Origin of the sequence: Devosia insulae DS-56, from assembly GCF_000970465.2 — a bacterium.
GTDB classification, from domain to species: domain Bacteria; phylum Pseudomonadota; class Alphaproteobacteria; order Rhizobiales; family Devosiaceae; genus Devosia_A; species Devosia_A insulae.
Genome location: NZ_LAJE02000335.1, coordinates 1 through 25,686 on the forward strand (window position 1 = coordinate 1; position 25,686 = coordinate 25,686).

A 25,686-nucleotide genomic window follows, 5' to 3' on the forward strand; every position below is an offset into this window, starting at 1 on the left:
GTCTGGTGAGGTCGCCCATGCCACGGACCCAATCGAGGGCCCCCTCACCCGGCGCTGCCCACCGCCAGCCTCTGCCCCAGCTCTGGGGTTTCGTCTGCCCTGTCGCGGTCGCAGCGTCCATCTCAATGTCCCGCCATGTGTTGTCCGATGGTGTTCCGGTCGGTGTCCTCGATGCGGGCCACGTAGTTGATCGTGCCACCGCTCATCACCGCCACCCGGTCGGCGAGTTCGAGGATCTCGTCGAGGTCCTCGCTCACCAGCAGCACCGCCGCCCCGCGGTTGCGCTGCTCCATGATCTGGCTGCGGATATCGGCCACCGAGGCGAAATCCAGTCCGAAGCAGGGGTTGGCGACGATCAGCACGTCGACATCGCCGCTGAGCTCGCGCGCCAGCACCGCCCGCTGCACATTGCCGCCCGACAGCGTCTCGATCGGCGCATCCGGCCCCTGGGTTTTCACCCGATACTTGGCGATCAACTCCTTGGCCTTCTCACGCATCGGGCCGGGTGACATCCACCAGCCGAGCTTGGCCACCGGCGGCTTGTCGAAGGAACGGAACGCCAGGTTCTCGGCGACGCTCATCCGCGGCACGGTGGCGTTCTTCAGCGGCTCCTCGGGCAGCCCGAACACCTTGTAGCGGTCGAACGAGCCGCGCTTGGGCCTAAAGAACTCGCCATTGATGTAGATGCCGCCATCCGACAGCGGCCGCTGCCCACTGAGCGCCTCGACCAGTGCCGATTGCCCGTTGCCCGATACCCCGGCAATGCCGACGATCTCGCCGGCTTTCACCTTGAGATTGACCGCTTTGATCGCCGGCAGCCCGTCATTGTCCTCGGCGAACAGCCCCGCGAGCTCCAGCCGGTCGGCCCCTTCATTGTGCTTCTTCCGTGCCGCGCGTTCGCGGATCGCCGTGTCGCCGATCATCATGGCGCTCATATCCGGCACACTCACCGTCTTGGCGTCGCCCGCCCCGGTGAAGCGGCCGCGCCGCAGCACGGTGAAGTGGTCGCAGAACGCCTTCACCTCGCGGAACTTGTGCGAGATCATCAGCACGGTGATCTCCTTGCGGTCGGCCATGCCGCCCAAGAGCCCCAGCATCTCGTCGGCCTCGCCCGGGGTCAGCACCGAGGTCGGCTCGTCGAGGATCATGAAGCGCTGGTCGAGATAGAGCAGCTTGAGGATTTCGAGCTTCTGCTTTTCGCCCGCCGACAGCGACGAGACCGGCGTATTCATCGGCACCCGGAACGGCATCTCGGCCATGAAGGCCTCGAGGTGCTTTTTCTCTTTCGCCCAGTCGATGATCGCCGGCGCATCGGCGCGCGAGATCACCAGGTTCTCCGCCCCGGTGAGACAGGGCACCAGGGTGAACTGCTGGTAGACCATGCCGATGCCATTGGCCCGCGCGTCCCTGGGCGAGCGGATCGACACCTCCTGGCCGTCGAGCCTGACCTGTCCCTTGTCGGCGCTGTAAAAGCCCATGATGCATTTGACCAGCGTCGACTTGCCGGCGCCGTTCTCGCCCAAGAGCGCATGGAACGAGCCCGCTTCGACCTTGATCGACACCTCGTCGAGCGCCACCAGCGGCCCGAACACCTTGGTCATGCCGATGGCTTCGAGCGAGGGTGCGCGACCGGCCATCACAGCACCTCGATCAGGGCGGCAGACGTCGCAACCGCGCCGAACACCCCGCCCTGCATCTTGATCATGTCGATGGCGGCGAGGTGGTTGTCGTATTTGGTGGCAGCGCAGCAATCCTCGAGCAGCACGCATTCGAAGCCGCGATCATTGGCCTCGCGCATCGTCGTGTGGACGCAGACATCGGTGGTGATGCCGGTGAGCACGATATTGCGGATGCCCTTGAGCCGAAGGATCAGCTCGAGGTCGGTAGAGGCAAACGAGCCCTTCCCCGGCTTGTCGATGATCGCTTCACCCGGTGCCGGCGCCAGTTCCGGGATGATCTCCCAGCCCGGCTCACCGCGTACCAGGATGCGCCCCTGCGGCCCCTGGTCGCCGATGCCGGCGCCGATCCGCTGCGAGCGCCAGCGCTTGTTGGCCGGCAGGTCGCTGAGATCAGGCTTGTGGCCCTCGCGGGTGTGGATGATCGGATAGCCCTTGGCCCGGAACGCGGCCATCAGCCGTTTCAGCGGTTCAATGGGCGCCCTGGTGAGCGAAATGTCGTAGCCCATCGAGTCGACATAGCCGCCCGGCCCGCAGAAATCGGTCTGCATGTCGATGACCACGAGCACCGTGTTGTCGGGTCGGAGGTCGCCGTCATAGGGCCACGGATAGGGCGTCGAGGCGATGGTTCTGCCACCGGGCACCGCAGCAGCATCGATCCGTTCGTCCATGGAACTGCTCATCGTCTCCGGCCTCACTTGGTGATCGACAGTTCGCCCGGCACATCCCGCGCCGCGGCTTTCGAGCCGGCGGAAATGATCATGATGATCAGCGTCAGGATGTAGGGGGCGGCGTTGAAGAAGTAGTAGCCCTGCGAAATGCCGATCGATTGCAGCGACGGCCCGAGGGCTCCGGCGGCGCCGAACAGCAGGGCGGCGAAGATGCACTTGATCGGGTCCCAGCGTGCAAAGATCACCAGCGCCACCGCCATCAGCCCCTGGCCGGAACTGAGGCCCTGGTTCCAGCTGCCGGGGTAATAGAGCGACAGGAACGCCCCGCCGATGCCGGCAAGAAAGCCGCCTGCCGCGGTGGCGAGGAACCGCACCAGGTCGACCGATACGCCCATCGCCTTGGCCGAGGCGGCGCTGTCGCCGGTCATCCGGACGATCAGCCCCCAGCGGGTATTCCTGAAGGCCCAGAACATGAACACGGCAAGCGCGATGCCGACAAAGAACAGCGGGTTGACCTGCAGCGCCTGCGCCAAAGCCGGGTTGCCGGTCCAATCGCCCAGCGGAATGGCGTCGAGCCGCGGCGCGGTGGGCTGGATGAACGGCTTGCCGAAAAAGAAGGCGAGGCCGGTGCCGAAACTCATCATGGCGATGCCGACGGCGATATCGTTGACCCGCGGCAGCTTGCAGATATAGCCGTGCAACGCCCCGAGGAAGATCCCCGAACCGCCGGCGGCGAGGACGCCCAGCCAGGCATTGCCGCTGAGGTAGCTCACCGCATAGGCCACCATGGCGCCGAGCACCAGGTTGCCCTCGAGCCCCAAATTGATGCGCCCCGATTTCTCGGTGAGCGTTTCGCCCAAAGCCACGAACATGAAGGGCGTCGACACCCGGATGGCGCCGCCGAGCATGGCGATGAGCACGGTGACCAATGCGTTGTCCATCAGGCCCGCTGCCCCGTTGCCTTGGGCTGGAAGAGCTTCAGCCGCCCGTAGAAGGTTTCAGACACCAGCAGCACCACGAACATCATCCCCTGCAGCACCAGGATTGTCGCATCGGGCATCCCCATCCGCCGCTGGATCACCCCGCCGGCCGCCGCCAGCGCCCCGAAGAGGATCGCCACCGGGATCACTGCCAGCGGGTTCTGCCGGGCAAGGAAGGCGACGAGGATGCCGGTAAAACCATAGCCGGCGACCAGCGAGGCATTGGCCTGGCCGTGGATCGCCGCCACTTCGAAGAAGCCGGCGAGCCCGGCGGCGGCGCCGGCAATGGCGCAGCACACCACCATCAGCCAGCCCACCGGCAGGCCCTGCGCCCGCGCCGCCCTGAGGTTGCCGCCGGTCATCCGCGCCGCAAAGCCGAACGTGGTGCGGCTCATCAGCACCCAGAGCAGCAGCGCCAGCACCACCCCCGCCGCAAAGCCCCAGTGCACATCGGTGCCGGGGATCGAACCGATGCGGTAGGCATCACCGATCGGCATGGTCGAAGGCTTGTTGGCCGAGGCCGGGTCGCGCAGCGCGCCCTCGACGAAGAAGTTCATGATGGCAATGGCGATATAGCTCATCAGCAGCGAGGCGATGGTCTCGTTGACGCCGCGCGCATATTTGAGCCAGCCGGTGAACCCCACCCAGAGCCCGCCGGTCAGCACCGCCGTCAGCGCCATGACGAGCAGCGTCAGCGGGGGCGGCACGGCGTTCGAGACCAGCGGAATGGCGATGGCGGCAGCGCTGAAGCCGCCCAGCACCAGTGCCCCCTCCCCGCCGATCATGGTGAGCCCGATGCGCGCCGGAATGGCGAAGGCCAAGCCGGTGAGGATCAGCGGCGCGGCGCGCTGCAGCGAATTCTGAATCGAGAACGACGAGCCGAAGCCGCCGGTCCAGATCAGCTGGTAGAACTGCAGCGGGTCCTTGCCGATGGCGACGAGGAACAGCGCGAACAGCAGCGCCGAAACCACCAGCGCCCCAATCGGGATGCTCACCGCCTCGGCGAAGCGGAGCAGGCCGAGGCTTGGCCCGGCCTTGGCCGGGATCGCAGCGGTGTCGGCGGTTTCAGCGGTCATCGTCCCACGCTCCACGCTTTGCAAAAGGCCCCCTCACCCGGGTTGCTGACGCAACCCGACCTCTCCCCCGAAGGGAGAGGTGTTCGCGTGGCACGATCTCGCCCATGCATCACCTCTCCCTTGGGGGAGAGGTCGGCGCGCAGCGCCGGGTGAGGGGGCCTTTTTCGCGACATGCCCTGGAGCCCGCTTAGGTAATCGACCCCTGCACGCCCTCGAGCAGCCAGGTCATGCCGTCGAGATACGGGTCGTAATTGTCGTAGTCCTTGTCGACGACGACGTTGCCGGCATTGTCCTTGAGCGTGCCCTTGTAGATCGGGGCGCCGGCGACCAGCGCGGCGATGGCGGCATCGGCCGCGGCGATCGCCTCGGGCGTCGCGCCTGCGCCATAGGGCGTGGTGCGCAGCATGTCGTTATTGTAGCCGCCGACGAGGAAATTGGGCGGGGTTTTGCCGGCGGCGATATCGTCGGCGTAGGATTTGTAGATCGTCTCCCACTTGTATTCGGCGCCGGTGATGAACCCCTTGGGCGCCAGCGGCGCCTGGCTGGCATTGTGGCCGGCGGTCTTCACGCCGCGCCCCTCGGCGGTCTCGATCACCACCTTGGGGCTATCCACATGGCAGGTGATGACTTCGCAGCCGGCGTCGACCAGCGCGTTGGTGGCCTCCGCCTCGCGCACCGGCAGGCTCCACTCGCCGGTGAAGATCACTTGCACCGTGGCATTGGGGTTCACCGAACGCGCGCCGAGCAGCGCCGAGTTGATGTTGGACAGCACCGACGGAATGGGCTTGGCCGCCACGAACCCGATCTTGCCGCCCGACGAGAGCCCGGCTGCGACGCCGTTCACGTAATGCGCCTGGTTGAGGTACGGGAAATACGAGCCGGCATTGGCCGGGTCCTTGTCCTTGTTCCACAACGGCGCCGCGTGCCGGAAGGTGACATCCGGATACTTCTTCGCCAGTTCGACCACGAACGGGTTGTAATAGCCGAACGAGGTGGCGAGGATCAGGTTGGCGCCATCGAGGTTGATCATCGACTCCATGGACTTGGCCACGGCGTCGGTCTCGGGCACATTCTCTTCTTCCACCACGGTGATGCCGGGCAGTGCCTTCAGCGATTCCACCGATACGGCATGCGCCTGGTTCCAGCCGAAATCGTCCTTCGGCCCGACATAGACAATGCCCAGCACGACATTGGTCTGCGCCCGGGCGATCCCGAATGGCAGCGCCGATGCGGCAAGCCCGGCTGCACCGACCTTGAGCAACCTGCGGCGTGAGATAGCGGTTAGTGTCATGACGTCTTCCCCTGGATTGCACCTTTGGGCGCCGCCTTCTGAGCCCGGCGCCGGTATCCATGAAGGTCAATGCAATCCATGTGCCAAGCCGGAGCGGCGCCCGATCAGCGCCATTCCATCAACGATTCCAGCGCTTTGCGTGGAATGACCGGAGAATGCCGCTTGCCCGGCCCGAGCAATGAATGCTTAATGCATCCGCACGACCGATCCGGTTGCCTAACATTTGATCACAAGCCTGCGTGTTGCATACAATGCGTTGACCATCGCTAACCAAGGACGTCTCGCCCATGGCTGACTGGATACCGATTGCCCTGAGCCGCGACGTGCCGGTCGGCATTACCCGGGCGGTGATCGTCGACACCCGCGAGGTGATGATCTGGCGTGGCGAGGATGGCGTGGCGCAGGTCTGGGAGGATCGCTGCCCGCATCGCGGCATGCGGCTGAGCCTCGGCTTCGTGCGCGGCAATGCGCTGAACTGCCTCTATCACGGCTGGCAGTATGGCGCCGGCGCCAATTGCCTGCGCATCCCGGCCCACCCGGATCTGACCGTGCCGCCCACCATCCGCGCCAATGCCTTTGCCGCGGCCGAGACCGGCGGCATGGTGTGGATGAGCGACGACAGCGCGGCCCCACCGCCGCAACTGCCCGCGCTGACCCCGGTGATCAGCCTCGCCATCGAAGTGGCGCCGGAACGCGTGCTTGCCGAACTGGGCGGCTCGACTGCCGAGCCGCTCATTGAGCTGCCCTTCGCCGCCGACACCCTGCAGATCGGCTGGCACCGCGTGCATGCCGCAAAGACCATGCTGCACGCGACTGGCGCCGGCGCCGATATCGGCGCCGCCACGGCACACCTGCGGGCCCTGCGCCAGAACCTCGAACAGGGAGTCGCCGCATGAGCCTCACCGACGACCGGGCCGCGCTCGACCAGTGGTACACGCTCGGCGCGCTCCAGGATTTTCCTGATGGCGCCGAAGTTCACTCACGCCTGCTCGGGGAAGACCTCACCGTGCGCCGGCTTGCCGATGGCGTCGAGGTCCGCGCCGCCGGCCGCGCCCTCCCCGTCCGCACCGAGTACGGGCACCTGTGGACCAGTTTCGGCACGCCCGAACGTAACCTGTTTGAGCTACCGGAAAGCCGCGAACCGGATCGGCGCTGGATCCATTGCGGCCCGGTCCGCGTCCGCGCCTCCGGCCTGCGGCTGGTCGAGAATTTTCTCGATCTCGCCCACTTCCCCTATGTCCACACCGATATCCTCGGTTCCGAGGCGCATCCGGAGGTGGCCAAATACGAGGTCGAGCAGCGCCGCGATGTCGATGAGCTCTGGGCCACCAAATGCGAGTTCTACCAGCCCAAGGCCGCCGCCGCCTCCGACGAGGGGCAGATCAGCAAGTACATGTACCGGGTGGTGAGCCCCTTCAACGTCATGCTCTACAAGACCCCACCCACCGCGCCCGACCGCTGGGACGTCATCGCGCTGTTCGTCCAGCCGGTCGATGAAGCCGTCTCGGTGGCGAATGCCTTCATGCTGGTGATCGACGACACCAGCACCGACGCCGAACTCAGCGCCTTCCAGCAGATGATCTTCGTCCAGGACAAGATCGTGCTCGAGAACCAGCGCCCCTCATTGCTGCCGCTGCAGCCGGGCCGCGAAACCCCGACCCGCGCCGATCTCAGTTCGGTGCTCTATCGCCGCTGGCTCAAGGAAAAACAGCTCCGCTTCGGCACGGAACCACGCACGGATCTGCCCAATGCCTAAGCTCTACGACTACGTGCTCTCGGGCAGCTGCTACAAGGTGCGCCTGCTGCTCAACATGCTCGGCATCGCCTACGAAACCCAGGCCGTCGATTTCTTCCCCGGCCGCGAGCACAAGCGCCCGGAATTCCTGGCGCTCAACCCGCTCGGCCAGCTGCCGGTGTTCGAAGATGCTGGCCTCGTCCTCCGCGACGCCCAGGCCATCCTCTGCCACCTCGCCAGCAGCTACGACGCGTCAGGCCAGTGGCTGCCGCGCGACGTGCGCTTCGGTTCCGTGATGATGTGGCTGAGCTTTGCCGGCGGCGAGCTGATGGCCATCTCCGGCGCCCGGATGATCGCCATGCTGAACTACCCCGGCGATCTCGCCACGCTGCAGGCCAAGGCCCGCACCGCCCTCCGCCTCCTCGACGACCACCTCGCCGACCGCGCCCAGGCCGGCGGGCTATGGATCGTCGGCGCCACCCCCACCATCGCCGACATCGCCAGCTTCCCCTACGTCGCGCTGAGCCACGACGCCGGCATCGGCCACGAGGATTATCCGGCAATCAACCTGTGGCAGCGCCAGGTGCGGAAACTGCCGGGGTTTGTGGGCATGCCGGGGGTGCCGGGTTATTTCTAGCTATTGCGCGCTTGGCGCCCCTCACCCTGGCCCTCTCCCCAGAGGGGCGAGGGGACGATAGACGCACCGGCAGTGCCACAGCGCCCCCTCTCCCCTCTGGGGAGAGGGTTGGGGTGAGGGGCGCCAAGCGCACGGAACCAAGCCTCAGCCCCGCACCTCAAACCCATTCCCCACTGGGCCCACCTCGTCCACCGCCTCGATCGTCTCGACCAGCGCTTCGAGCGGCCCCAGCGTACACGCCATTTCCAGCGCTCCGACCAGCGCCTCCGGCCCCGCCGCGACCAGCGTTACCGCCGATCCCTCAGCGCTCACCCAGCCACGGATATCGAGCCAGCGCGCCCGTTCGGCGACGAATTCCAGATAGCTCGCCACCTCCAGCCGGCCGCTGATCGCAAAACGCCGGTGCACCGGCGCGCCGCCTTCGACATCGGTGGAGTATTGGTTACGCACGCTGCCAGCCTATCGTCGCCACCTCGAGCCCGAAAGGGCTCAAGCGATGGCCGGCGGGCGACGCGCCAGCACCAGCCGCCCGAGCTGCACCAGGTTCAGCACGATGAAGAACACGTTCCACGCCACGACGTTCAACATCGGCACGGGCTGGCTGTAGAAATACACGGCGAGACAGCAGGCCGCGGTCACCGTGAGGAGGCGCAGGCGCAGCATGTCCATGGTGAAATAGGCGATCACGTAGAGCACGTTGGCCGCGTTGATGAGGATGTCCATCGAATTCTCTCATGGCTGGAAGCTGGCGCCCGGTGCGAGACCGGGCGCCGCATGGTCAGTCGCCGCCGAATTCGGACTTGAAGGTCGCAAAGTCGATCTGCATGCCGTTGAGCACGGTGCTCCAGTGGCGGACATAGGCGGCCTGCGCCACCGCCTCGGCGACCTCGGCATCGGTAGCGCCGCTGCCCTTGGCGGTCTTGGTCTCGAGCCAGATGCAGTACTGGCACGGGATCTGCGCCGCGACCGCGAGATTGATCAGCGCCTTGACCTTGGGCTCGAGCACGTTGCTCTCGTCGAACAGCAGGCCCTTGGTCATCGCCCAGGCGCCGGCCACCGCCGATGGCGGGTAGGCCTTCACATGGCTCGGCAGCACGCCGAGCGTCGCCTCTACATCCTGGTAGGTCTCTTCCGCGGTCGGGAACTCGGCAGCGCCGGCGAACGAGAACAGCGACAGCGTGGCAGTGACGGCGAGCGCCGCGATGGTGATGGTCGTTTTCATGGTTGGTCCTTGTCTTTCAGGTTGTGGCGGCTGACGTGCCGCCGATGGACCAGCCGTCTAGTCGTGTGGCCGCCTGGCTGATAGGCTGGTTTCCGACGAAAACGGTTCAGATCGGACACAACGCATGCCAAACGCCGACGAAAAGCCATTGCTTGTCGCCGTCGTCGCGACGCCGCACACCGGCACGGCCGGCACCTTCATCGCCATGGATCTGCTCGCCACGGTGGGCATGTATTGGGAAATGCTGCATGGCGAAGCGGGCGGTATACCGCGGTTCCTGCCGCGGCTCGTCACCTTCGATGGCGAGCCCTATCGCGATTATCACGGCGTGCTGATCACCCCGCATGGCGCCTTCGCCGATTTTCCTGCGCCTGACATCGTCATGATCCCCGACCTGACGCTCAGCCCGCACGAGCCGATCCCCAACACCTTCGCGCCGATCGCCGACTGGATCCGTTCGACCTACGAGCAGGGGGCGATCGTCGCCTCGATGTGCTCGGCCACTTTGCTGCTCAGCGAAACCGGCCTGCTCGATGGCGAGGAAGCCACCTCGCATTGGGGCTTCTGCGATGTGATCAAGGCGCGCCACCCCGGCATCGTGATGCGCAAGGAGCGCGTGCTGGTGCTGGCCGGCGAAGGCCACCGGCTGATCACCACCGGCGGCTTCGCCTCCTGGCACGATCTGCTGCTCTACCTGGTGAGCCGCCTTGCCGGCGCCGAGGAAGCGAGGCGGCTTTCAAAGCTGTTTCTGCTCGATTGGCACAGCGACGGCCAGCTCCCCTACGCGGCGTTGACGGTCGGCCGCAAGCACGACGATCCGCTGGTTACCGCCGCGCAACTCTGGGTCGCCGACAACTATCGCACCCCCAACCCGGTCGCCACCATGGCCGCCGAGAGCGGCCTCACCGAACGGAGCTTCCTCCGCCGCTTCAAGCGCGCCACCGGCCAGGCGCCGATCGAATACGTGCAGACGCTGCGCATCGAGGAGGCGAAGCAAATGCTGGAAACCAGCGACGCGCCCTTCGACGAGATCGCCGCCGAGATCGGCTACACCGAGCCCTCCGCCTTCCGCCACCTGTTCCGCAAGCTGGTCGGCGTCACCCCGTCAGCCTACCGCCGCCGACACCAGCGGCCGGTGTCGGAGGCAGAGCGGCAGTCGGGGTGAGGCGGCGCCAGTCACGGACCGTGCCCCAGCGTCCCCTCGCCCCCTAGCGGACGCGAGAGCGTCCGCTAGGGAGAGGGCCAAGGTGAGGGGCGCCAAGCACACTGGCATGAGCGGTGAGCATCTCAGGCGTCACAGTCGGGGTCCCTTCTCCCCTCAGGGGAGAAGGTGGCCGAAGGCCGGTTGAGGGGTGAAGCGATGCCACATGCTGGACGAGCCAGCATGCTGAGAAGGTGAACCCCTCACCCGAGCTCCGCTAACTCGCCTTCGCTCGCAAGCTGCGCTTGCCCTCTCCTCTCAGGGGAGAGGGAGCCCCACCCGCGCCGTAGACCCCCGCTCGACCAGTGTCACCGGCAGCACTAGGTCCTCGACCGGCCGCTGCCGGTCGTCGAGCCGGGAGATCAGCAGGTCCGCAGCGCGGCTGCCGAGCTCGGCCAGCGGCTGGCGGATGGTGGTGAGGTCGATCAGCGGCCAGCTCGCCCATTGCATGTCGTCAAAGCCGAATACCGAGACATCACCCGGCGCGCTCATGCCGCTGTCCTTCAAAACGCTCAGCGCCGCGATGGCGACGAGGTCGTTGACGCAGGCAATCATCGTCACCTCACGCCGGCGGATCGCCTCGACCGCCACGGGTGGCAGTTGCGGCACGAGGTGCACGTTCACTTCCCACACCAGTTCCACCCGGCCAGCTGCCGCGTCGACGAACCCCTGGCGGCGCTCGAAACTGCTGGTGAGATCCTGGAAGCCCGAGAGCATGCCGATGCGGCGATGCCCGAGGGCGATGGCGTGCTCGGCCATCAGCCGGCCGCCCGCATAGTGATCGGCATGCACGCTGTCGAGCCCGGGGAATTTCGCGTCGAGCGAAACGATCGGGAACAGCGGCGGGTCGGCTGGCTTGAACTTCGGATGCAGCAGCGCCACCGCGCCGTCGACGCCGTGCTTGGCGAGGGTGCGTACCACCTTCTCCTCCCGCATCGGCGCATTGCCGGAATCGATCACCAGCGTCGCATAGCCATGCGCCTCGGCGCGCAGCTGCACCGCCTGGGCGATCTCCGGGAATACCGGGCTGGTCAGCGTGGGCAGGATGCAGCCGATAATGTTGTTGCGGCCGGTCTTCAGCGCCCGCGCTGCATTGTTGCGCGAGTAGCCGAGTTCCTTCGCCACGCGCCGAACCAGCGCATCAACTTCCGGCGTTACCTTGTTGAGATCGTTGAGAACATAGGACACCGTCGCCGAGGAGACCCCGGCGACTTTCGCCACATCCTTGATGGTCGGGCTCCTGCCCCTGCTCATCTGATCCCCATGCCCCGCCGTCGCCATCTGTGGACGAAGTTCACAGCGCTGCCAAGCGTTTAGCACGTTTCGGTGAAATGCATCTTGACTCCCCCTATAGCACCTCGCTTATCTATTTACACGATTAAACGACCTGATCGTTCAGTTTCATCGGATCGCTCTGGAGGAGTTTTTCATGACTAAATCGGTAACCCGCGTGGCGCTGCGCCGCGCTGCCCTCGGGCTGGTCAGCGCCACCGCGCTGCTCGCCGCCACTGCCGCCGGCGCCCTCGCCGCCGACAAGGTGCTGCTGCTGGTCAATGGCGCGCTCGGCGACAAGTCGTTCTTCGACTCGGCGAACAAGGGCATCGAGGAAATCAAGGCCAAGTACGGCGACGAGGTCGAGACCAAGGTGCTCGAGATCGGCGACGACCCGACCGGCTGGGAGCCGGCGCTGCTCGAAGTCTCCGAGCAGGATTGGGACCTGATCATCGGCGGCACCTTCTCGCTCTCGGAAACCCTGGGCGCCGTGGCCGAGCAGTACCCGGACAAGAAGTACATCCTGTTCGATGCGAGCCTGCCCTTCGAAGGCGGCGCCTACCCCAACGTTTACGCCGTGCAGTACAAGCAGAACGAAGGCTCCTATCTCGGCGGCATCCTCGCCGCGGGCCTGCTGAAATCAGGCCTCCCAGCTGACGCCGGCACCGCGCTCGGCTTCCTCGGCGGCATGGATATCCCCGTCATCAACGACTTCCTCGTCGGCTACATCGCCGGCGCGCAGTCGGTCACCCCTGACGTCAAGGTGTCGGTCGCCTATGCCGGCTCGTTCACCGATGCCGCCAAGGGCAAGGAACTGGGGCTCGCCCAGTATCGCTCCGGCGTGGCGCTCGGCTTCATCGCCGCCTCGCAGGCCGGCCTCGGCCAGGCCGCTGCCGCCAAGGAAACCGGCAAGTTCGTGCTCGGCGTCGATTCCGACCAGGAAGCCATCTTCGCCGAGAGCGATCCGGCGATTGCCAGCCAGGTGGTGAGCTCGGTGCTGAAGAACGTCGACGTCAGCCTCGTCCGCGCCTACGACCTCTACAAAGAGGGTAAGCTCCCCTTCGGTTCGGCCGAGACGGTCGGCCTCGCTGAAGGCGCCGTCGGCATCGTCGAGACCGGCAATTACGAAAAGCTCGCTTCGGCCGAGACCAAGGCCGCCATCGCCGACGCCAAGGCCAAGATCGCCGCGGGTGAGGTGGTCGTGCCGACCGCCTTCGGCATGGACACCGCCGCGATCAACGCCATCCGCGACGCCGTCCGTCCGTAACCGCCGATGAGCAACTCGCCGCAAATGGCCGAGGGCCCCATCGTCTCGTTCCGGGGAGTGTCCAAAACCTACCCGAACGGCACCGTGGCCCTCACCGATGCCACCTTCGATATTCGGAGGGGGTCGATCCATGCCATCTGCGGCGAGAACGGCGCCGGTAAATCGACGCTGATGAAGATCCTGTTCGGGCTCGAAAGCCCGAGCGCCGGACAGGTCCTGATCGATGGCGCCGCGGTCGACACCGCGACACCAGACTTCGCCGGCAAGCACGGCATCGGCATGGTGCACCAGCATTTCTCGCTGGTCCCCATCCTCACCGTCACCGAGAACATCATCCTCGGCCACGAGCCGCGCCGCGCGATCTTCATCGATCGCAATAAGGCGCACCGCCAGGTGGTTGAATTGACTCAGCGCTTCGATCTCGCGGTCGACCCCGATGCGCGCACCGACACTCTGTCGGTCGCAGCGCAGCAGAAGGTCGAGATTTTGAAGGCGCTGTCGCGCGATACCCGCCTCCTGATCCTCGACGAGCCCACCGCGGTACTGTCGCCGCCTGAAATCGAGGAGTTGTTCAACCGCCTACGCGACCTCTGCGCCGCCGGCATGACCATCCTCTTCATCTCGCACAAGCTGCACGAAGTGCGGGCGCTGGCCGAAACCGTCACGGTGCTGCGCGCCGGCAAAGTGGTCGGCACCACGCCGCTCGCCGAAGTCGACGACACGACAATCACCCGCATGGTGATGGGCCGCGATGTCGATGTGCCGCGCCGCCAGCGCCAGCGCACCGACGCGCCGGTGGTGCTCGAACTCGACAATGTCTCGACCCGCGCGCGCGACCCGGCCGACCGCATCGAGGACATTTCTCTCAGCATCCGTGCCGACGAGATCGTCGGCATTGCCGGGGTCGATGGCAGCGGCCAGCGCGGCCTCGTCGGCGTGCTGAGCGGGCTGATGCGCCCGGCTTCTGGCAGCATTCGTCTCGATGGAACCGACATGACGCGCGCCGGTACACCCGGCTGGCGCGAGGCCGGTCTCGCCTATCTCCCGGCCGATCGCCACGCCCGCGGCGGCACTGCCGCCTTGAGCCTTGCCGACAACGCCATTGCCGGCACCGATGGCGACAAGGCGCTGCAATGGGGCCCGTTCCTGCGTCGCGGCGCCATCCGCAGGCGGGTGCAGCAGATGATCGCCGATTACGCCGTGCGGGCCGGCGGCACCGGCGAGCGGCTGGATTCGCTGTCGGGCGGCAACGCCCAGAAGCTGATCGCGGCGCGCGAGCTCGCCGGTTCGCCGAAACTGCTGATCGCCGACCAGCCGACCCGCGGCGTCGATGTCGCCGCCGCTGCCCTGCTGCATGGCCGCATCGACCTCGCCGCCCGCGACGGCGCCGCCGTGCTGCTGATCACCGCCGATCTCGATGAACTGCTGCGCCTCGCCGACCGCGTGCTGGTGCTGTTCAACGGCAAGATCGTCGCCGATCTCGCAAACCATCCCGGCCTGACGCCGGCTGCGCTCGGCCCCTATATGCTCGGGCTGGAGACAGCCGCATGACCCGCGCCATCCTCGCCGGCCTCACCGAATTCGCCCTCACCGCCCTGGTCATTGGCCTGGTGATCCTCGCCGTGCTGGTGCCGCTGGCGCTGTCGCAGCCCGACCCGCTCGAGGTGCTGCGGCTGTTCGTCCTCGGCCCGTTCGGCACCATTCGCCACATGGGCAATATCCTCGAGGCGGCAACGCCCACCATGATGACCGGGCTCGCCGCCACCATCATCTTCCGTGCCGGCATGTTCAACCTGGGCGTCGAGGGCAGCTTCTTTCTCGGCGGCCTCGCTGCCGCGGCGACTGCCGTGCTGCTGCCGCTCACCGGGCTCATTGCAACGCCCGCCGCCATCCTGATCGGCGCCCTGGTCGGCTCGCTCGCCTGTATCGTGCCGGGCTACCTCCGCGTGCGCTTCGGCGCCTCCGAGATGGTCAATTCGCTGGTGCTGAACTTCGCCTTCCTGTTCGCCGGGGTGTATTTCCTCAACTACGTGCTGCGCGACCCCAATGCCGGGGCGCTGATGTCCTACAAACTGCCTGGTGATTTCACCCTCGATCGGCTGCTGCAGGGCACCCGCCTCCATACCGGCGTCATCATCGCCTTCGTTGCGTGCCTCCTCGGCGGCATCTGGCTCTACGGCACCCGCTCCGGTCTCAATGTTCGCATCGTCGGCTGGAGCCCCGGCTTTGCCAGCCATCTCGGCCTCGCCTCCTCGAAACTCTTGATGCAGGCGCAGATCGCCGGCGGGCTGATCGCCGGCATGGCCGGCGCCATCGAAGTGCTCGGGCTCTATAGCCGCTTCTCCTGGACCGGGCTGCCCGGCCATGGCTGGACCGGCATCACCGTCGCCATCCTCGCCCGCGAGAACCCGTTCCTCGTCATCCCCGCCGCTTTGTTCCTCGCCTACCTCCAGGTCGGTGGCGACATGCTGGCGCGCAACCTCGACGTGCCCAGTGAGATCGTCGGGCTGGTGACCGCCGCCATCATGCTGGCGGTGACCGCCGCCGCCATCTTCCGCCACCCGGCCTTCCTGCGGCTGATCCGCGACATCAAGGGCAAAGAAGCGGGCGAGGAGCAAGGCGCATGATCGAGTTCTTCAGCGCCATCGCCGACCCCGCCGTCTTCGCCACCGTGCTCCGGGTAATGACCCCGCTGCTGCTGGCCGCGCTCGGCGTGCTGATCTCCGATCGCGCCGGGGTGCTCAACATCGGCATGGAGGGCATCATGCTGTCGGGCGCGCTGATCGGTGTGCTGGTCAGCGCCGCTACCGCCAACCCGTTCCTCGGGCTCTTCGCCGCGCTCATCGGCGGCGGCCTGCTCGGCGCGCTGATGGCGTTCTTCATCAACGGCCTCGGCACCCAGTTCATCATTACGGGCATCGCGTTGAACATGGCGGCGCTGGCCGCGACGACGCTCGGCCTGTTCCTCGCCACCGGCGACAAGGGGATGTCGGGCGCCCTGAAAAGCGGCGTACTGCCCAATATCGACATCCCCTTGCTCGGCGGTGTGCCGATCCTCGGCCCGCTGCTGTCGGGGCACCATATGCTGACCTATCTCGCCATCCTCGCGGTGCCGGCCGTCGCCATCATGCTGGCCCGCACGCCGTTCGGCCTCCACATCCGCGCCGTCGGTTCCGACCCCAAAGCGGCAGCAGCCGCCGGCATCTCGCGTAACCGCGTGCAGCTCTATGCGCTGACCCTTTCGGGTGTGCTGGGCGGTGCTGCCGGCGCTTATCTCTCAATGGGTTATGTCAGCTGGTTCGCGCAGAACATGACGGCCGGGCGCGGCTTCATCGCGCTTGCCGCAGAGGTGATGGGCATGGGCACCGCCTGGGGCACCTTTGCTGCCGCCGCCGTGCTCGGCATTGCCGAAACCGTCGCCATCACCATGCAGACCAAGGGCCTGCCCAGCGAGCTGATGCAGATGATCCCCTACATTGTGCCCGCCGTCATGCTCACCGTTTACGCGGCGCGCCGGCAAGCCAAAGCCCGCAAGATTTCCTGACCACCCCTAGAACCGAAGGTAGCCCATGAAAGCCTGGGAACTGACCCGCGACCTGCTGCGCGACACCCTGCCGATCGTCCGCACTGCCGAAGAGCAGACCTGGGACGCCAGCGCCATCATGAATGGCGGCGACATGCTGATGGCGATGTACTGGCAGAGCAACGTGCCCGGCTCCGCCGCGCCCGAATGCCTGATGGCCGGCGCGCTGCAATCGCTCGAGAGCAAGGGTTTCGTGCTCGCCCCCTATGGCGAGCTGCTGCAGCAGGGCCTCGATGCCCTGGCCAGCAAAGACTACGAAACGCTCTACACCATCGACTTCCGCCTCCGCGCCATCATGCGTGCCGCCGTGGCCGACCCCAATCACAAGAGCCAGCAGACCCTGCGCTATGTCGACTGGGCGGCCTTCGACGCCGACGTCAGCTGGCCTGCCGATACCGCCGTCGATGTGGCGAGCCCGGACTTCGCCGACCGCACCCGCGCCGCCTGGCTCGGCCAGCTGGTCGGCGCTGCTGCCGGCACGGCGCTCGAGGGCTATACCGCCGAGAACATCGCCAAAGTGTTCGGCCCGATCCGCGATTACGTGCGCGAGCCCAACACCTATAATGACGACATCACCTTCGAGATCGCTTTCCTCGAGGCCTTCGCCGACAAGGGCCATGCCGTCACCGGCGCCGATATCGCCGAACGCTGGACCGCGCTGATCCCGATGGGCTGGTCGGCCGAAGCGGTGGCGCTCGCCAGCATCCGCCGTGGCCTGCTGCCGCCGCTCACCGGCGCGCTCGATAACCCGTTCGACGAATGGATCGGCGGCCAGATGCGCGGCACCATCTGCGGCATGGTCGCCCCCGGGCAGGCGCGCGAAGCCGCCCGCCTCGCGTACCTCGACGCCGAAATCTCCGCCGCCGGCAACGGCATCCTCGGTGAAGTGTTCAACGCCGTGCTCGCCGCTCGCGCCTACACCGAAACCGACAGTAAGGCGCTGCTGGTTTCAACCATCGAGCTGTTCTCGACCCGCACCGAATACGGCGCCGTCCTCGCCTTCGCCCTCGAAGCCTGCCGCAATTCGCCGGACTGGCAGACCGCCTGGGCCAAATGCGACGCCGAGTACATCGAGTACAACTGGATCCACGTCTACCCCAATGCCGCCGCGCAAGTGGTGGCGCTGTGGTTCGGCAATGGCGATTTCGACCTGACGCTGGAGATCATCTGCGGCATCGGCCACGACGTCGATTGCAACGCCGCCCAGATGCTTTGCGTGCTCGGCATCCAGCAGGGCAGTTCGATCATCGCCGACCGCTGGTCCGCCCCCCTCCTGGTCGACGACATCGTCACTTACATGCGCCGCCCGGCCAAGATCGCATTTGACGATCTGGTGGGGCAGACGGTCGAGGCGGTAAGGAAGGCACGGGGGTAGCTGCTCCGCGGGCCCGCCCCGGCGGGCGCGCTCGCGTCCGGTTTTTGACGAAAGCGGCGTCCCCAGTACCCAGCTACCGCCATGCCATGCTAGGTGCGATTGCGTTGCCGCGTGCCCGCGGAACGGCAGGGGGTTGCATGAAGACGCAGAAAACGGCGCGGTCTGCTGATGTGGCGCGGCTGGCAGGGGTCTCCCGTTCGGCCGTGTCGCGGACCTTCACCGAGGGCGCCTACGTGTCCGACGAAACCCGGGCCAAGGTGCTCGCGGCGGCCCGGATGCTCAACTACAGCCCCAACGCCATCGCCCGCAGCCTGTCCAAGCGCTCCACCGGCCTGGTCGGCATCATCGCCGCCGACCTCTACAACCCGGTCCACGCCGAAATGCTCGAGCGGATGAGCCGAGAACTGCAGGCGCGTGGCCTCGGCATCCTGCTGCTGGTGCCCGATACCTCGAACTTCGACGAGTTCATTCCGCGGCTGATGTCCTACCAGGTCGACGCCGTCATCACGACCGTCTCGACGCTCGATACCAATCTGCCGCTGGCCGCACTCCAGACCGGGGTGCCAGTGGTGATGATGCAGCAGATCCTCGGCACCAACGCCCTCAACTCGGTGTCCGGTGACGACTATGGCGGGGGCTACGCCGCCGGCAAGCTGTTGTGCGAAACCGGTCACAGGCGGATCGCCTTCCTGTCCGGTCGTTCCGACACCGCCAACAACCGCGACCGCGAACGCGGCCTCAAGGACGCGCTGGCGGCGCACCGCATGGCGCTCCATGCCGAAGAACCCGGCTTCTTCAGACTGGACGGCGCCGCCGCCGCCGCCAGGAAGCTGCTGTCGCTGCCAGTGCCCCCAGACGCGATCTTCTGCGCCAACGACAACATGGCGCTGGTCGCGCTGCAGGTAGCCCGCACCGAGTTCGGGCTGGCCATCCCCGAGCAACTGGCCATCGTCGGCTACGACAACTCCGACCCGGCCAGTTGGTCTGCCCCCGGCCTGACATCAGTCGGGCCCGACATGTCCGAGATGGTGCACCTCACCATCGACATGGTCGCCCGCAAGATCGCCTCCGGTGACGGTTCGGTCGAACACCTGCTCGTGCCTGTTCGCCTGGTCGAGCGGCAGACCACCCGCCCGCGCCGCGGCAACACCTGAGACCAGACTGCACGCGGGTTCACAAATCTACCTGATTGCGCCCGCTGCCCCGGTTCGTATCCTTCACCTTGTGGACGAAATTCACTAGCACTAACAATAGTTAGGCGCGGACAGCTGGCGCGTTAGCAGATCCGCTCTTGACTCCTTAGCCGACCTGGATGAGTTTCTGCACGCGGGTGCAGAAACCTGCGACTGGGAGGAATCCACATGCACATCATCAAGTCGGGAACGCTGGTCGGGCTGACCGCCATGTTCCTTAGCTCCACCGCCGGCCTTGCCATGGCCGAGCCGGTGACCATCAATTTCCTGACGGCCGAGGCCGATGGCAGCTTTGACGCCGCCATTGCCGCCTTCGAGGCCGAGAACCCCGACATCAAGGTCAATTTCGAGACCGTGCCGTTCGACAGCATGGTACCCACGATCGAGTCGCGCGTCGGCGGCAAGGATTCGTCGCTCGATCTGTTCCTCGTCGATACGCCCCGCGTACCGGCCATGGCGAACAGCGGGTATCTGCGTGACATCAGCGACCGGCTCGGTGCGGTCGAGGCAGTTGCCAGCGAAGCCGCGCAGTCCGTGCTCAAATACAACGGCACGCTCTACGCCCTGCCGCTTTGGACCTCGACGCAGCTCATGTACTACAACAAGGATCTGTTCGACGCTGCGGGCATCGCCTACCCGTCGTCGGATGCGGCTGCGCGCATGACCTACGACGAGACTGTCGCGCTGGCCAGGCAGGTGATGGCCGGATCGGACGCCAAATATGGCTTCGTGCCGGAACAGATCGACCGTTACTACCAGCTTCAGCCCATCTTCGAGGGCAATGGCGGCGGCACCGGGCTGACCGGCGAGGGCAACCTCACCCCCGACGTCGCCAACGACAAATGGATCGCTGCCGGCAAGTTCTACTCGTCGCTGTTCGAGGACGGGTTGGCTCCTCGCGGCATCGCCGTCGACCAGATGCAGTCGGTTTTCACCAGCGGCGAGACCGTGTTCTATGTCACTGGTCCCTGGCGCCTGAAGGCCTTTGACGAAGCCACGAACCTCAACTTCGGGCTCGCCCCCATTCCCTACTGGACCGACAGCAAGGCGCAGACCCCGACGGACTCATGGGCCGTCGGGATCAGCCCCTACGCGGCGCATCCGGAAGCGGCGCTGAAGTTCGCCGAGTTCATCACCCTCAACCCTGCCGGTGTTGGTCTCGTGCTCGAGAGCATTCCCAACGTTCCGGTCAACCAGCAGGCCTATGGTCCCTATATCGACTGGCTCGCCGGCGAGAATCCGGCCGTCGGCGACGACCTGAAGAAGATCATGACCTATGAACTGGCCGATACGCCGGTGCCTCGCCCGCGCTCGATCGGCTACGTGGCCTTCGAGACCGTGCTGAACCGGGCCTTCTCGGATATCCGCAACGGCTCGGATGTCGCCTCGACCCTGCAGCAGGCGCAGCAGCAGCTCGGCTCGCAGCTCCGCCGTATCCAGTAGCCACGCGATCACGGCCGCCGGGGCCCTGCGCCCCGGCCGGTCGGTTCAGGTACATCATGACCAGATGGTCCAACATTCGCGTCGCGGCGCTCTTCCTGCTGCCGGCGGTCGTTTCGGTCGTCCTGCTGCGCCTGTGGCCGGCGGCAATCGCCGTGCACCAGTCGCTGCTGGCGCCGCGCGCCTCGAGCTACAGCCTCGAAAACTATCTCTACATCTTCACCGACCCGAGCTTTCTCAACTCGGTCTGGGTGACCCTGCTGTTTTCCTTCATCATCAACCCGCTGCAGATTGCGGCAGCGCTGGGCCTCGCCATCCTGTTCAACAACAAGCTGCCGATGACCGGGTTCTGGCGCACCGCCGTACTGTTGCCGGTCGCCATTCCGCAGAGTGTTTCCGCCGTCATCTGGGCCGTGGCCTACCGACCCGACGGGCTGCTCAACAGCCTGCTGCAGCTGGTGGGTATCGGCCCGCAACGCTTCGTCACCTCACCCGAGCAGGCGCTGGGCTCGATCATGCTGGTCGTGAGCTGGATCGGCGTCGGCTACTGGATGACCATGCTGATTGCCGGGCTGCAGGACATACCGAAGTCGCTCTACGAGTCGGCGACGATCGACGGCGCGAATGGCTGGCACAAGTTCTGGTACGTGACGCTGCCCCAGTTGCGCCGGCCCCTCACCTTTGTCCTCGTCGCCGATACGGTCGCCAACTTCCTGGTCTTTGCCCCGGTCAACATCCTGACCGGCGGCGGCCCGCAGGGTTCGACCGACCTGATCATGAACCAGATTTACACCAACGCCTTCGTCAACGGCGACCAGGGGTCGGCCGCCGCCGCCACGGTGGTTCTCGTAGCCCTGGTGCTGGTGATCGTGCTGATTCAGTTCCGCCTGATGGGCGACGGGAGCGAGCGCTGATGGACCGCATCACTCCACGCCAGGCCCTGCGAATGGTGGTCATCGCCGCCACCGCGCTGTGCTTCCTCATGCCGCTTTACTGGCTGACGATCTCGGCGCTGCGGCCGGAGGCCGACATCTTCCGCTTCCTCAATCCGTTCGGCCCATGGACGCTGATCCCTAACCAGCTGACCGCCGACAACATCGTCGGATTGTGGAGCGGATCGTTCTCGCGAGCCATCGTCAATTCGATCGTCGTTGCCCTCGTCACCGTCATTGCCGGCCTGATGGTCTGCGCCTCGGCCGCCTTTGCCCTGGCCGTGATCGAGTTTCCCGGCCGCGGCGTGGTGTTCACGACGATGATCGTCAGCTTCCTCATCCCCTTCGATGCCATCGCCGTGCCGCTCTATTCGATCATGCGTGGCTTCAATCTGCAGAACTCCTATGCCGGGCTGGTCCTGCCGGGGATCGGCAACGGCCTCGCGGTGTTCCTGCTGCGCCAGTTCTTCCAGGGCATTCCCAAGGAACTGCGGGAGGCCGCGATGGTCGACGGCATGGGTTGGTTCCGCATCTTCTGGAGCATCTACTTGCCGCTCTCGAGGCCGGCCCTCGTCAGTGCCGCGCTCATCATGTTCATCTTCCAGTGGCAGGCCTATCTCTGGCCGCTGCTGATCGCCCCGTCCAACGACATGAAGGTCGCGGCGGTGGCGCTGGCGCAGTTCTCGAGTGCCTACAATGTCAGCTTCGGCCTGATCTTTGCGGGAGCGGCGTTCCTGTCGCTGATCCCGATGCTGATCTTCGTCTTCTTCCAGCAATATTTCACCAGTTCCGTTGCCGCGACCGGCAGCAAGGAGTGACTTTGTCCAGCTCTTCGAATTCCCGTCCTGTCGTTCAGCTCTCCGAAGCCGAGCGGCTCAAGATGCTGGCGCCGCGCGCCGGTCGGCTGCGCTGCGTGCTCGATACCGACACCTATAACGAGATCGACGATCAGTTCGCGATCGTGCAGATGCTGCTGTCGCCTGACCGTTTCGAGCTCCAGGCGATCTATGCCGCGCCCTTTCATAACGACCGGTGCAACAGCCCCGGCGAAGGCATGGAGCTGTCATACGTCGAGGTCCTGCGCCTGCTCGACCGGCTCGACACGCCGCCCGATGGCCTGGTCTATCGGGGCGTCACCGACTATGTCGGCCCCGACAAGCTCGCCCGGCCGGCCGCCGCCGTCGATGACCTCGTGGCGCGCGCCCGCGCCAGCACTCCCGACGATCCGCTGCACGTCGTCGCCATTGCCGCCCTCAGCAACATCGCCTCGGCGCTGCTGGTGGCGCCCGAGATTGCCGACCGCATGGTGGTGATCTGGCTGGGCGGTCACGCCCTCGATTGGCCGCATCAGCAGGAGTTCAACCTGCGCCAGGACGTCGGAGCCGTGCAGGTCGTTTACGACTCGGGCGTGCCGATGGTCGTCGTCCCCTGCATGGGGGTGGTATCGCACCTGCACAGCACCATTCCCGAGATCGAGGACCAGGTCGAGCCGCATGGCGAGATCGGCCGGTTCCTGGCGCAGCGATTCAAGCAGTATAACGTCGACAATGCCGTCGGCTGGTCCAAGGAGATCTGGGATATGGCCCCGGTCGGCTGGCTGCTCGATCCCGATTGGGCGCCGAGCATTCTGGTGCCGACGCCGATCATGACCTCGGACACCACCTACAGCTTCGATCGGTCGCGCCACCTGATGCGCTACGTCACCTTCGTTCATCGCGACCCGATCCTGCGCGATCTGTTCGCCAAGCTTGCCGCGCGAATGCACTGACGCCCGGCAACGCGCCGACACGCGCGGCTACCCGGTGTCGGCCGCCGGAGTATGGGCAGCGGTGAGGGCGACCCGATCTGTACAGCGCCGCGCTCAGTCCCCGCGACCCCACACTCACCGAATTCAGGATTCCTTCAGAACAGCCTCAGGACCCCGGGCGCGTCCCCGAGGCAAATGCTCCCATCACGCCGGGATCTCCGGCAAGCTTGGAGGAGCAAATGGCTGGATATGGACTTTTGGCGCTTGCCCATGCCGCGGTTCGCGGCCACCGCCGGATCGCCGGCGACGTGCGAACCGTCGCCGGATTGGACATGGTCGCCCAGATCGAGGCGGAGCACGCCCTTTGGTGGCAGCGGGGTGAGCCGCATCCGGCCGATGCGGGCGCTGACCACTACATCGCCAGGATGCTCGCCGCCATTGGCGCCGGCCTCGCACTGCGCCGCCCAATTCACGGCGGCCGGCGGAGGCGGGCATAACATCGCCCGACGGTTCCGAGGCCATCAGAACCCTATGCCTTGAACGCCGCCGTGGCATCGCCTACGGCGGCGTTCGCGATTCCAGGTCGTCCTCGTGGCCGCCCTCCTGCAGAACTCAGAAAAGCATCAGAACTGCCTCAGGTGTCCCTGGAGGTTGGGGTCTAGAGCACGGGCAACGCCGCACAACGCGACGCAGAACCCAACCAAAGGACTTCAAATGCTTCGCCCCATTCACGGTGCTTTGCTCACCGCCGCCCTCATCGCCGCCCTGAGTGCCACCACAGCCCTCGCCGAGACACGCAGCTTCGCGTTCGAGCCGTTCACCGGAGCGAGCTTTGCCTCCGACATCGACGCCACCATCGTCGCCGGTGCCGCTCAGAGCGTCACAGTCGACGCCCGCAACGCCGCCGACCTCGAAGATCTCCGTATCGAGGTCGTCAACGGCAAGTTGAACGCCTGGGTCGAGCGCGACCTGTGGGACGTCTTCGCCTCTCGCGACCGGCAGATCAGCGTGGTGGTCTCGGTGCCGGTGCTCGATCAGCTCGATGCCAGCGCCGGAGCCTCCGTCGAGGCGACCGGCATGAGCGGCAACATCGTTATCGATGCGTCGAGCGGCGGCACGCTGGTGCTGCGCGCGGTCGATGCCAGGTCTGCGAGGATCAACGCCTCGAGCGGCGCCAAACTGTCGCTCACCGGCCAGTGTCTCACAGCCGACATACAGCTCTCGAGCAGCGCATCCGTGGCTGCCGAGGGTTTTGAGTGCGGCGACCTCGACATCGAGGCGTCGAGTGCCAGCAGTGCGACGTTTTTTGCCAAGGGGCATGTCAACGCCACCGCCTCGAGCGCCGCCCGGATCAGCCTTGCCGGTCATCCGCGGCACGTCGACGACGAGGTGAGCAGCGGCGGCGACGTCGACGTTCTCTACTGATCCAGCGCATCAATCTGACGATCCGCTGGCCGCCCCCTTCGGCGTGCCACGGATCGCCTCACGAGGGAGATTTCCAATGAACGACATCGCCAAGGCCTCGATCTTTTACGCCATGACACTCGCGCAATCGGTTGCCGTCGCGCTCTTCGTCACGCCTGTCCTCGGCCAGTTCGCCGTGGCGCTGGTCATGTTCACGCCGCTCATTTCGGTGCTGGTGATGAAGCTCGTCATTACCCGCGAGGGCTATCGCTTGAGCGGCTGGTCCGAGCTCGGCCTGCGGCGCCTTGGCCTGCGCCAGTGGCCCATCGCTGCCGGGCTTCCGCTGCTCGTCCTGGTTTTCGCCTACGGCGTGGTCTGGTCGCTGGGGATTGCTGAGTTCAACCCTTCCGGCTTCCGCACCGACGGTATCCTCGACATCCTCCTCAGCCTCGGCGTTACGCTCATCTTCTGCTTCGGCGAAGAGATCGGCTGGCGCGGCTATCTGCTGCCCAAGCTGATGTCGCTCGGCCATCGCAAGGCCCTGCTGCTCAGCGGCCTGATGCAGGCGATCTGGCACCTGCCCTTCATCCTGTTCACCAGCTTCTACCACGGCGAGGGAAACACCTGGATCATCGTGCCGCTGTTCCTCACCACGATGACCATCGCCGGCATCCTGTTCGGCTACCTGCGCATCGTCTCGAAGAGCACCTGGCCGGCGGTCATCGCGCATGCCGTGTTCAACGTTTACTGGAACCTGTTCAATGCCATGACCATCGCCGCCTCCCCTCTGGCCTACGAATACCTGGCCGGCGAGAGTGGGCTGCTGACGCTGGCTGCAGTGGCGCTCTCGGCCTTCATCCTGATCCGCCGGATGGAGGACCCACGCCACGGCGTCAGCCTCTCCACCGACCTGCCGAACCGCGCGCTGGCCTGACCTGGCGGCCGACGCCCGCGGAAAGGAAGAAGACCCTCGCGAGGGTCTTC

Annotated in this window: 26 protein-coding genes; 17 read left to right on the forward strand and 9 right to left on the reverse strand. The window is 66.0% G+C overall.

Annotation, left to right across the window (positions count from 1 at the left end):
- Positions 1–122: 122 nt before the first annotated feature.
- The 5 genes from VW23_RS21890 to VW23_RS21910 form a co-directional block, all read right to left on the reverse strand.
- Positions 123–1,637 carry an ABC transporter ATP-binding protein gene (locus VW23_RS21890; RefSeq protein WP_069911619.1) on the reverse strand — a complete coding sequence of 505 codons (1,515 nt, stop codon included), beginning with the start codon at positions 1,635–1,637 and terminating at the stop codon, positions 123–125.
- Positions 1,637–2,347: a biuret amidohydrolase gene (biuH, locus tag VW23_RS21895; protein ID WP_069911620.1), complete on the reverse strand. Its 711-nt coding sequence runs from the start codon at positions 2,345–2,347 to the stop codon at positions 1,637–1,639. Before biuH ends, VW23_RS21890 begins: the two co-directional genes overlap by 1 nt.
- A 23-nt stretch (positions 2,348–2,370) precedes the next feature.
- Positions 2,371–3,288 carry an ABC transporter permease gene (locus VW23_RS21900; protein WP_069911621.1) on the reverse strand — a complete coding sequence of 306 codons (918 nt, stop codon included), beginning with the start codon at positions 3,286–3,288 and terminating at the stop codon, positions 2,371–2,373.
- On the reverse strand, positions 3,288–4,403 hold the full coding sequence (locus VW23_RS21905) for an ABC transporter permease (protein WP_069911622.1): 1,116 nt from the start codon (positions 4,401–4,403) through the stop codon (positions 3,288–3,290). Before VW23_RS21905 ends, VW23_RS21900 begins: the two co-directional genes overlap by 1 nt.
- A gap of 187 nt (positions 4,404–4,590) precedes the next feature.
- Positions 4,591–5,694 carry a BMP family ABC transporter substrate-binding protein gene (locus VW23_RS21910; RefSeq protein WP_069911623.1) on the reverse strand — a complete coding sequence of 368 codons (1,104 nt, stop codon included), beginning with the start codon at positions 5,692–5,694 and terminating at the stop codon, positions 4,591–4,593.
- Between the two features lie 287 nt (positions 5,695–5,981).
- On the opposite strand from VW23_RS21910, the gene VW23_RS21915 reads away from it, so the two are divergent.
- From VW23_RS21915 to VW23_RS21925, 3 genes are read left to right on the forward strand one after another with little or no spacing between them, the layout of a single operon-like run.
- Positions 5,982–6,590 carry a Rieske 2Fe-2S domain-containing protein gene (locus VW23_RS21915; RefSeq protein ID WP_069911624.1) on the forward strand — a complete coding sequence of 203 codons (609 nt, stop codon included), beginning with the start codon at positions 5,982–5,984 and terminating at the stop codon, positions 6,588–6,590.
- Positions 6,587–7,450, forward strand: coding sequence for a (2Fe-2S)-binding protein (locus VW23_RS21920; protein WP_069911625.1), 864 nt, complete (start codon positions 6,587–6,589; stop codon positions 7,448–7,450). Before VW23_RS21915 ends, VW23_RS21920 begins: the two co-directional genes overlap by 4 nt.
- Complete coding sequence (locus VW23_RS21925) at positions 7,443–8,066, forward strand: glutathione S-transferase family protein (protein WP_069911626.1); 624 nt, start codon at positions 7,443–7,445, stop codon at positions 8,064–8,066. The genes VW23_RS21920 and VW23_RS21925 overlap by 8 nt, the downstream gene beginning before the upstream one ends.
- Positions 8,067–8,210: 144 nt before the next feature.
- Here the strand turns inward: VW23_RS21925 and VW23_RS21930 are convergent, their stop codons facing one another.
- From VW23_RS21930 to VW23_RS21940, 3 genes are read right to left on the reverse strand one after another with little or no spacing between them, the layout of a single operon-like run.
- Positions 8,211–8,516, reverse strand: coding sequence for an acylphosphatase (locus tag VW23_RS21930; protein ID WP_084646371.1), 306 nt, complete (start codon positions 8,514–8,516; stop codon positions 8,211–8,213).
- Between the two features lie 39 nt (positions 8,517–8,555).
- Positions 8,556–8,789: a hypothetical protein gene (locus tag VW23_RS21935; protein WP_069911627.1), complete on the reverse strand. Its 234-nt coding sequence runs from the start codon at positions 8,787–8,789 to the stop codon at positions 8,556–8,558.
- Between the two features lie 55 nt (positions 8,790–8,844).
- Positions 8,845–9,288: a carboxymuconolactone decarboxylase family protein gene (locus VW23_RS21940; RefSeq protein WP_069911628.1), complete on the reverse strand. Its 444-nt coding sequence runs from the start codon at positions 9,286–9,288 to the stop codon at positions 8,845–8,847.
- Positions 9,289–9,412: 124 nt separating this feature from the next.
- On the opposite strand from VW23_RS21940, the gene VW23_RS21945 reads away from it, so the two are divergent.
- Positions 9,413–10,453: a GlxA family transcriptional regulator gene (locus tag VW23_RS21945; RefSeq protein WP_069911629.1), complete on the forward strand. Its 1,041-nt coding sequence runs from the start codon at positions 9,413–9,415 to the stop codon at positions 10,451–10,453.
- 294 nt (positions 10,454–10,747) lie between these two features.
- Here VW23_RS21945 and VW23_RS21950 read toward each other — a convergent pair whose 3' ends face one another.
- Positions 10,748–11,743 (reverse strand): LacI family DNA-binding transcriptional regulator, encoded by a 996-nt coding sequence (locus VW23_RS21950; protein ID WP_069911630.1) that lies wholly within the window; start codon positions 11,741–11,743, stop codon positions 10,748–10,750.
- A 175-nt stretch (positions 11,744–11,918) separates the two neighbouring features.
- Between VW23_RS21950 and VW23_RS21955 the strand changes: the two genes are divergently transcribed.
- The 13 genes from VW23_RS21955 to VW23_RS22015 all read left to right on the forward strand — a co-directional run bounded on the left by VW23_RS21955 (position 11,919) and on the right by VW23_RS22015 (position 25,636).
- Positions 11,919–13,028, forward strand: coding sequence for a BMP family ABC transporter substrate-binding protein (locus VW23_RS21955; RefSeq protein WP_069911631.1), 1,110 nt, complete (start codon positions 11,919–11,921; stop codon positions 13,026–13,028).
- 6 nt (positions 13,029–13,034) lie between these two features.
- Positions 13,035–14,579, forward strand: a complete 1,545-nt coding sequence (locus tag VW23_RS21960) for an ABC transporter ATP-binding protein (RefSeq protein WP_069911632.1) — start codon at positions 13,035–13,037, stop codon at positions 14,577–14,579.
- Positions 14,576–15,655, forward strand: a complete 1,080-nt coding sequence (locus VW23_RS21965; protein WP_069911633.1) for an ABC transporter permease — start codon at positions 14,576–14,578, stop codon at positions 15,653–15,655. Before VW23_RS21960 ends, VW23_RS21965 begins: the two co-directional genes overlap by 4 nt.
- Entirely contained in the window at positions 15,652–16,572 is a 921-nt protein-coding gene (locus VW23_RS21970) for an ABC transporter permease (RefSeq protein ID WP_069911634.1), read from the forward strand. Before VW23_RS21965 ends, VW23_RS21970 begins: the two co-directional genes overlap by 4 nt.
- A 25-nt stretch (positions 16,573–16,597) precedes the next feature.
- A complete protein-coding gene (locus tag VW23_RS21975) occupies positions 16,598–17,986 on the forward strand; it encodes an ADP-ribosylglycohydrolase family protein (protein WP_069911635.1) in 1,389 nt (462 codons plus the stop codon).
- A gap of 137 nt (positions 17,987–18,123) precedes the next feature.
- On the forward strand, positions 18,124–19,140 hold the full coding sequence (locus tag VW23_RS21980; protein ID WP_069911636.1) for a LacI family DNA-binding transcriptional regulator: 1,017 nt from the start codon (positions 18,124–18,126) through the stop codon (positions 19,138–19,140).
- A 207-nt stretch (positions 19,141–19,347) separates the two neighbouring features.
- The gene (locus VW23_RS21985; RefSeq protein WP_069911637.1) at positions 19,348–20,622 is read left to right on the forward strand and encodes an ABC transporter substrate-binding protein; all 1,275 of its coding nucleotides are present in this window, start codon (positions 19,348–19,350) and stop codon (positions 20,620–20,622) included.
- A 56-nt stretch (positions 20,623–20,678) separates the two neighbouring features.
- Positions 20,679–21,533, forward strand: coding sequence for a carbohydrate ABC transporter permease (locus VW23_RS21990; RefSeq protein ID WP_069911638.1), 855 nt, complete (start codon positions 20,679–20,681; stop codon positions 21,531–21,533).
- Positions 21,533–22,369 (forward strand): carbohydrate ABC transporter permease, encoded by an 837-nt coding sequence (locus tag VW23_RS21995; RefSeq protein ID WP_069911639.1) that lies wholly within the window; start codon positions 21,533–21,535, stop codon positions 22,367–22,369. Before VW23_RS21990 ends, VW23_RS21995 begins: the two co-directional genes overlap by 1 nt.
- Before the next feature lie 2 nt (positions 22,370–22,371).
- Positions 22,372–23,319: a nucleoside hydrolase gene (locus VW23_RS22000; RefSeq protein ID WP_244513696.1), complete on the forward strand. Its 948-nt coding sequence runs from the start codon at positions 22,372–22,374 to the stop codon at positions 23,317–23,319.
- A 218-nt stretch (positions 23,320–23,537) separates the two neighbouring features.
- The gene (locus VW23_RS22005; RefSeq protein WP_069911640.1) at positions 23,538–23,795 is read left to right on the forward strand and encodes a hypothetical protein; all 258 of its coding nucleotides are present in this window, start codon (positions 23,538–23,540) and stop codon (positions 23,793–23,795) included.
- Positions 23,796–24,012: 217 nt separating this feature from the next.
- The gene (locus VW23_RS22010; RefSeq protein WP_084646374.1) at positions 24,013–24,723 is read left to right on the forward strand and encodes a GIN domain-containing protein; all 711 of its coding nucleotides are present in this window, start codon (positions 24,013–24,015) and stop codon (positions 24,721–24,723) included.
- 76 nt (positions 24,724–24,799) lie between these two features.
- Entirely contained in the window at positions 24,800–25,636 is an 837-nt protein-coding gene (locus VW23_RS22015) for a type II CAAX endopeptidase family protein (protein WP_069911642.1), read from the forward strand.
- Positions 25,637–25,686: the final 50 nt, after the last annotated feature.

Bases quoted from the DNA above. Each gene is read 5' to 3' on its own strand.
- VW23_RS21890 (WP_069911619.1), bottom strand. From the start codon at position 1,637: ATGGCCGGTCGCGCACCCTCGCTCGAAGCCATCGGCATGACCAAGGTG.
- biuH (WP_069911620.1), bottom strand. From the start codon at position 2,347: ATGGACGAACGGATCGATGCTGCTGCGGTGCCCGGTGGCAGAACCATC.
- VW23_RS21900 (WP_069911621.1), bottom strand. From the start codon at position 3,288: ATGGACAACGCATTGGTCACCGTGCTCATCGCCATGCTCGGCGGCGCC.
- VW23_RS21905 (WP_069911622.1), bottom strand. From the start codon at position 4,403: ATGACCGCTGAAACCGCCGACACCGCTGCGATCCCGGCCAAGGCCGGG.
- VW23_RS21910 (WP_069911623.1), bottom strand. From the start codon at position 5,694: ATGACACTAACCGCTATCTCACGCCGCAGGTTGCTCAAGGTCGGTGCA.
- VW23_RS21915 (WP_069911624.1), top strand. From the start codon at position 5,982: ATGGCTGACTGGATACCGATTGCCCTGAGCCGCGACGTGCCGGTCGGC.
- VW23_RS21920 (WP_069911625.1), top strand. From the start codon at position 6,587: ATGAGCCTCACCGACGACCGGGCCGCGCTCGACCAGTGGTACACGCTC.
- VW23_RS21925 (WP_069911626.1), top strand. From the start codon at position 7,443: ATGCCTAAGCTCTACGACTACGTGCTCTCGGGCAGCTGCTACAAGGTG.
- VW23_RS21935 (WP_069911627.1), bottom strand. From the start codon at position 8,789: ATGGACATCCTCATCAACGCGGCCAACGTGCTCTACGTGATCGCCTAT.
- VW23_RS21940 (WP_069911628.1), bottom strand. From the start codon at position 9,288: ATGAAAACGACCATCACCATCGCGGCGCTCGCCGTCACTGCCACGCTG.
- VW23_RS21945 (WP_069911629.1), top strand. From the start codon at position 9,413: ATGCCAAACGCCGACGAAAAGCCATTGCTTGTCGCCGTCGTCGCGACG.
- VW23_RS21950 (WP_069911630.1), bottom strand. From the start codon at position 11,743: ATGAGCAGGGGCAGGAGCCCGACCATCAAGGATGTGGCGAAAGTCGCC.
- VW23_RS21955 (WP_069911631.1), top strand. From the start codon at position 11,919: ATGACTAAATCGGTAACCCGCGTGGCGCTGCGCCGCGCTGCCCTCGGG.
- VW23_RS21960 (WP_069911632.1), top strand. From the start codon at position 13,035: ATGAGCAACTCGCCGCAAATGGCCGAGGGCCCCATCGTCTCGTTCCGG.
- VW23_RS21965 (WP_069911633.1), top strand. From the start codon at position 14,576: ATGACCCGCGCCATCCTCGCCGGCCTCACCGAATTCGCCCTCACCGCC.
- VW23_RS21970 (WP_069911634.1), top strand. From the start codon at position 15,652: ATGATCGAGTTCTTCAGCGCCATCGCCGACCCCGCCGTCTTCGCCACC.
- VW23_RS21975 (WP_069911635.1), top strand. From the start codon at position 16,598: ATGAAAGCCTGGGAACTGACCCGCGACCTGCTGCGCGACACCCTGCCG.
- VW23_RS21980 (WP_069911636.1), top strand. From the start codon at position 18,124: ATGAAGACGCAGAAAACGGCGCGGTCTGCTGATGTGGCGCGGCTGGCA.
- VW23_RS21985 (WP_069911637.1), top strand. From the start codon at position 19,348: ATGCACATCATCAAGTCGGGAACGCTGGTCGGGCTGACCGCCATGTTC.
- VW23_RS21990 (WP_069911638.1), top strand. From the start codon at position 20,679: ATGACCAGATGGTCCAACATTCGCGTCGCGGCGCTCTTCCTGCTGCCG.
- VW23_RS21995 (WP_069911639.1), top strand. From the start codon at position 21,533: ATGGACCGCATCACTCCACGCCAGGCCCTGCGAATGGTGGTCATCGCC.
- VW23_RS22005 (WP_069911640.1), top strand. From the start codon at position 23,538: ATGGCTGGATATGGACTTTTGGCGCTTGCCCATGCCGCGGTTCGCGGC.
- VW23_RS22010 (WP_084646374.1), top strand. From the start codon at position 24,013: ATGCTTCGCCCCATTCACGGTGCTTTGCTCACCGCCGCCCTCATCGCC.
- VW23_RS22015 (WP_069911642.1), top strand. From the start codon at position 24,800: ATGAACGACATCGCCAAGGCCTCGATCTTTTACGCCATGACACTCGCG.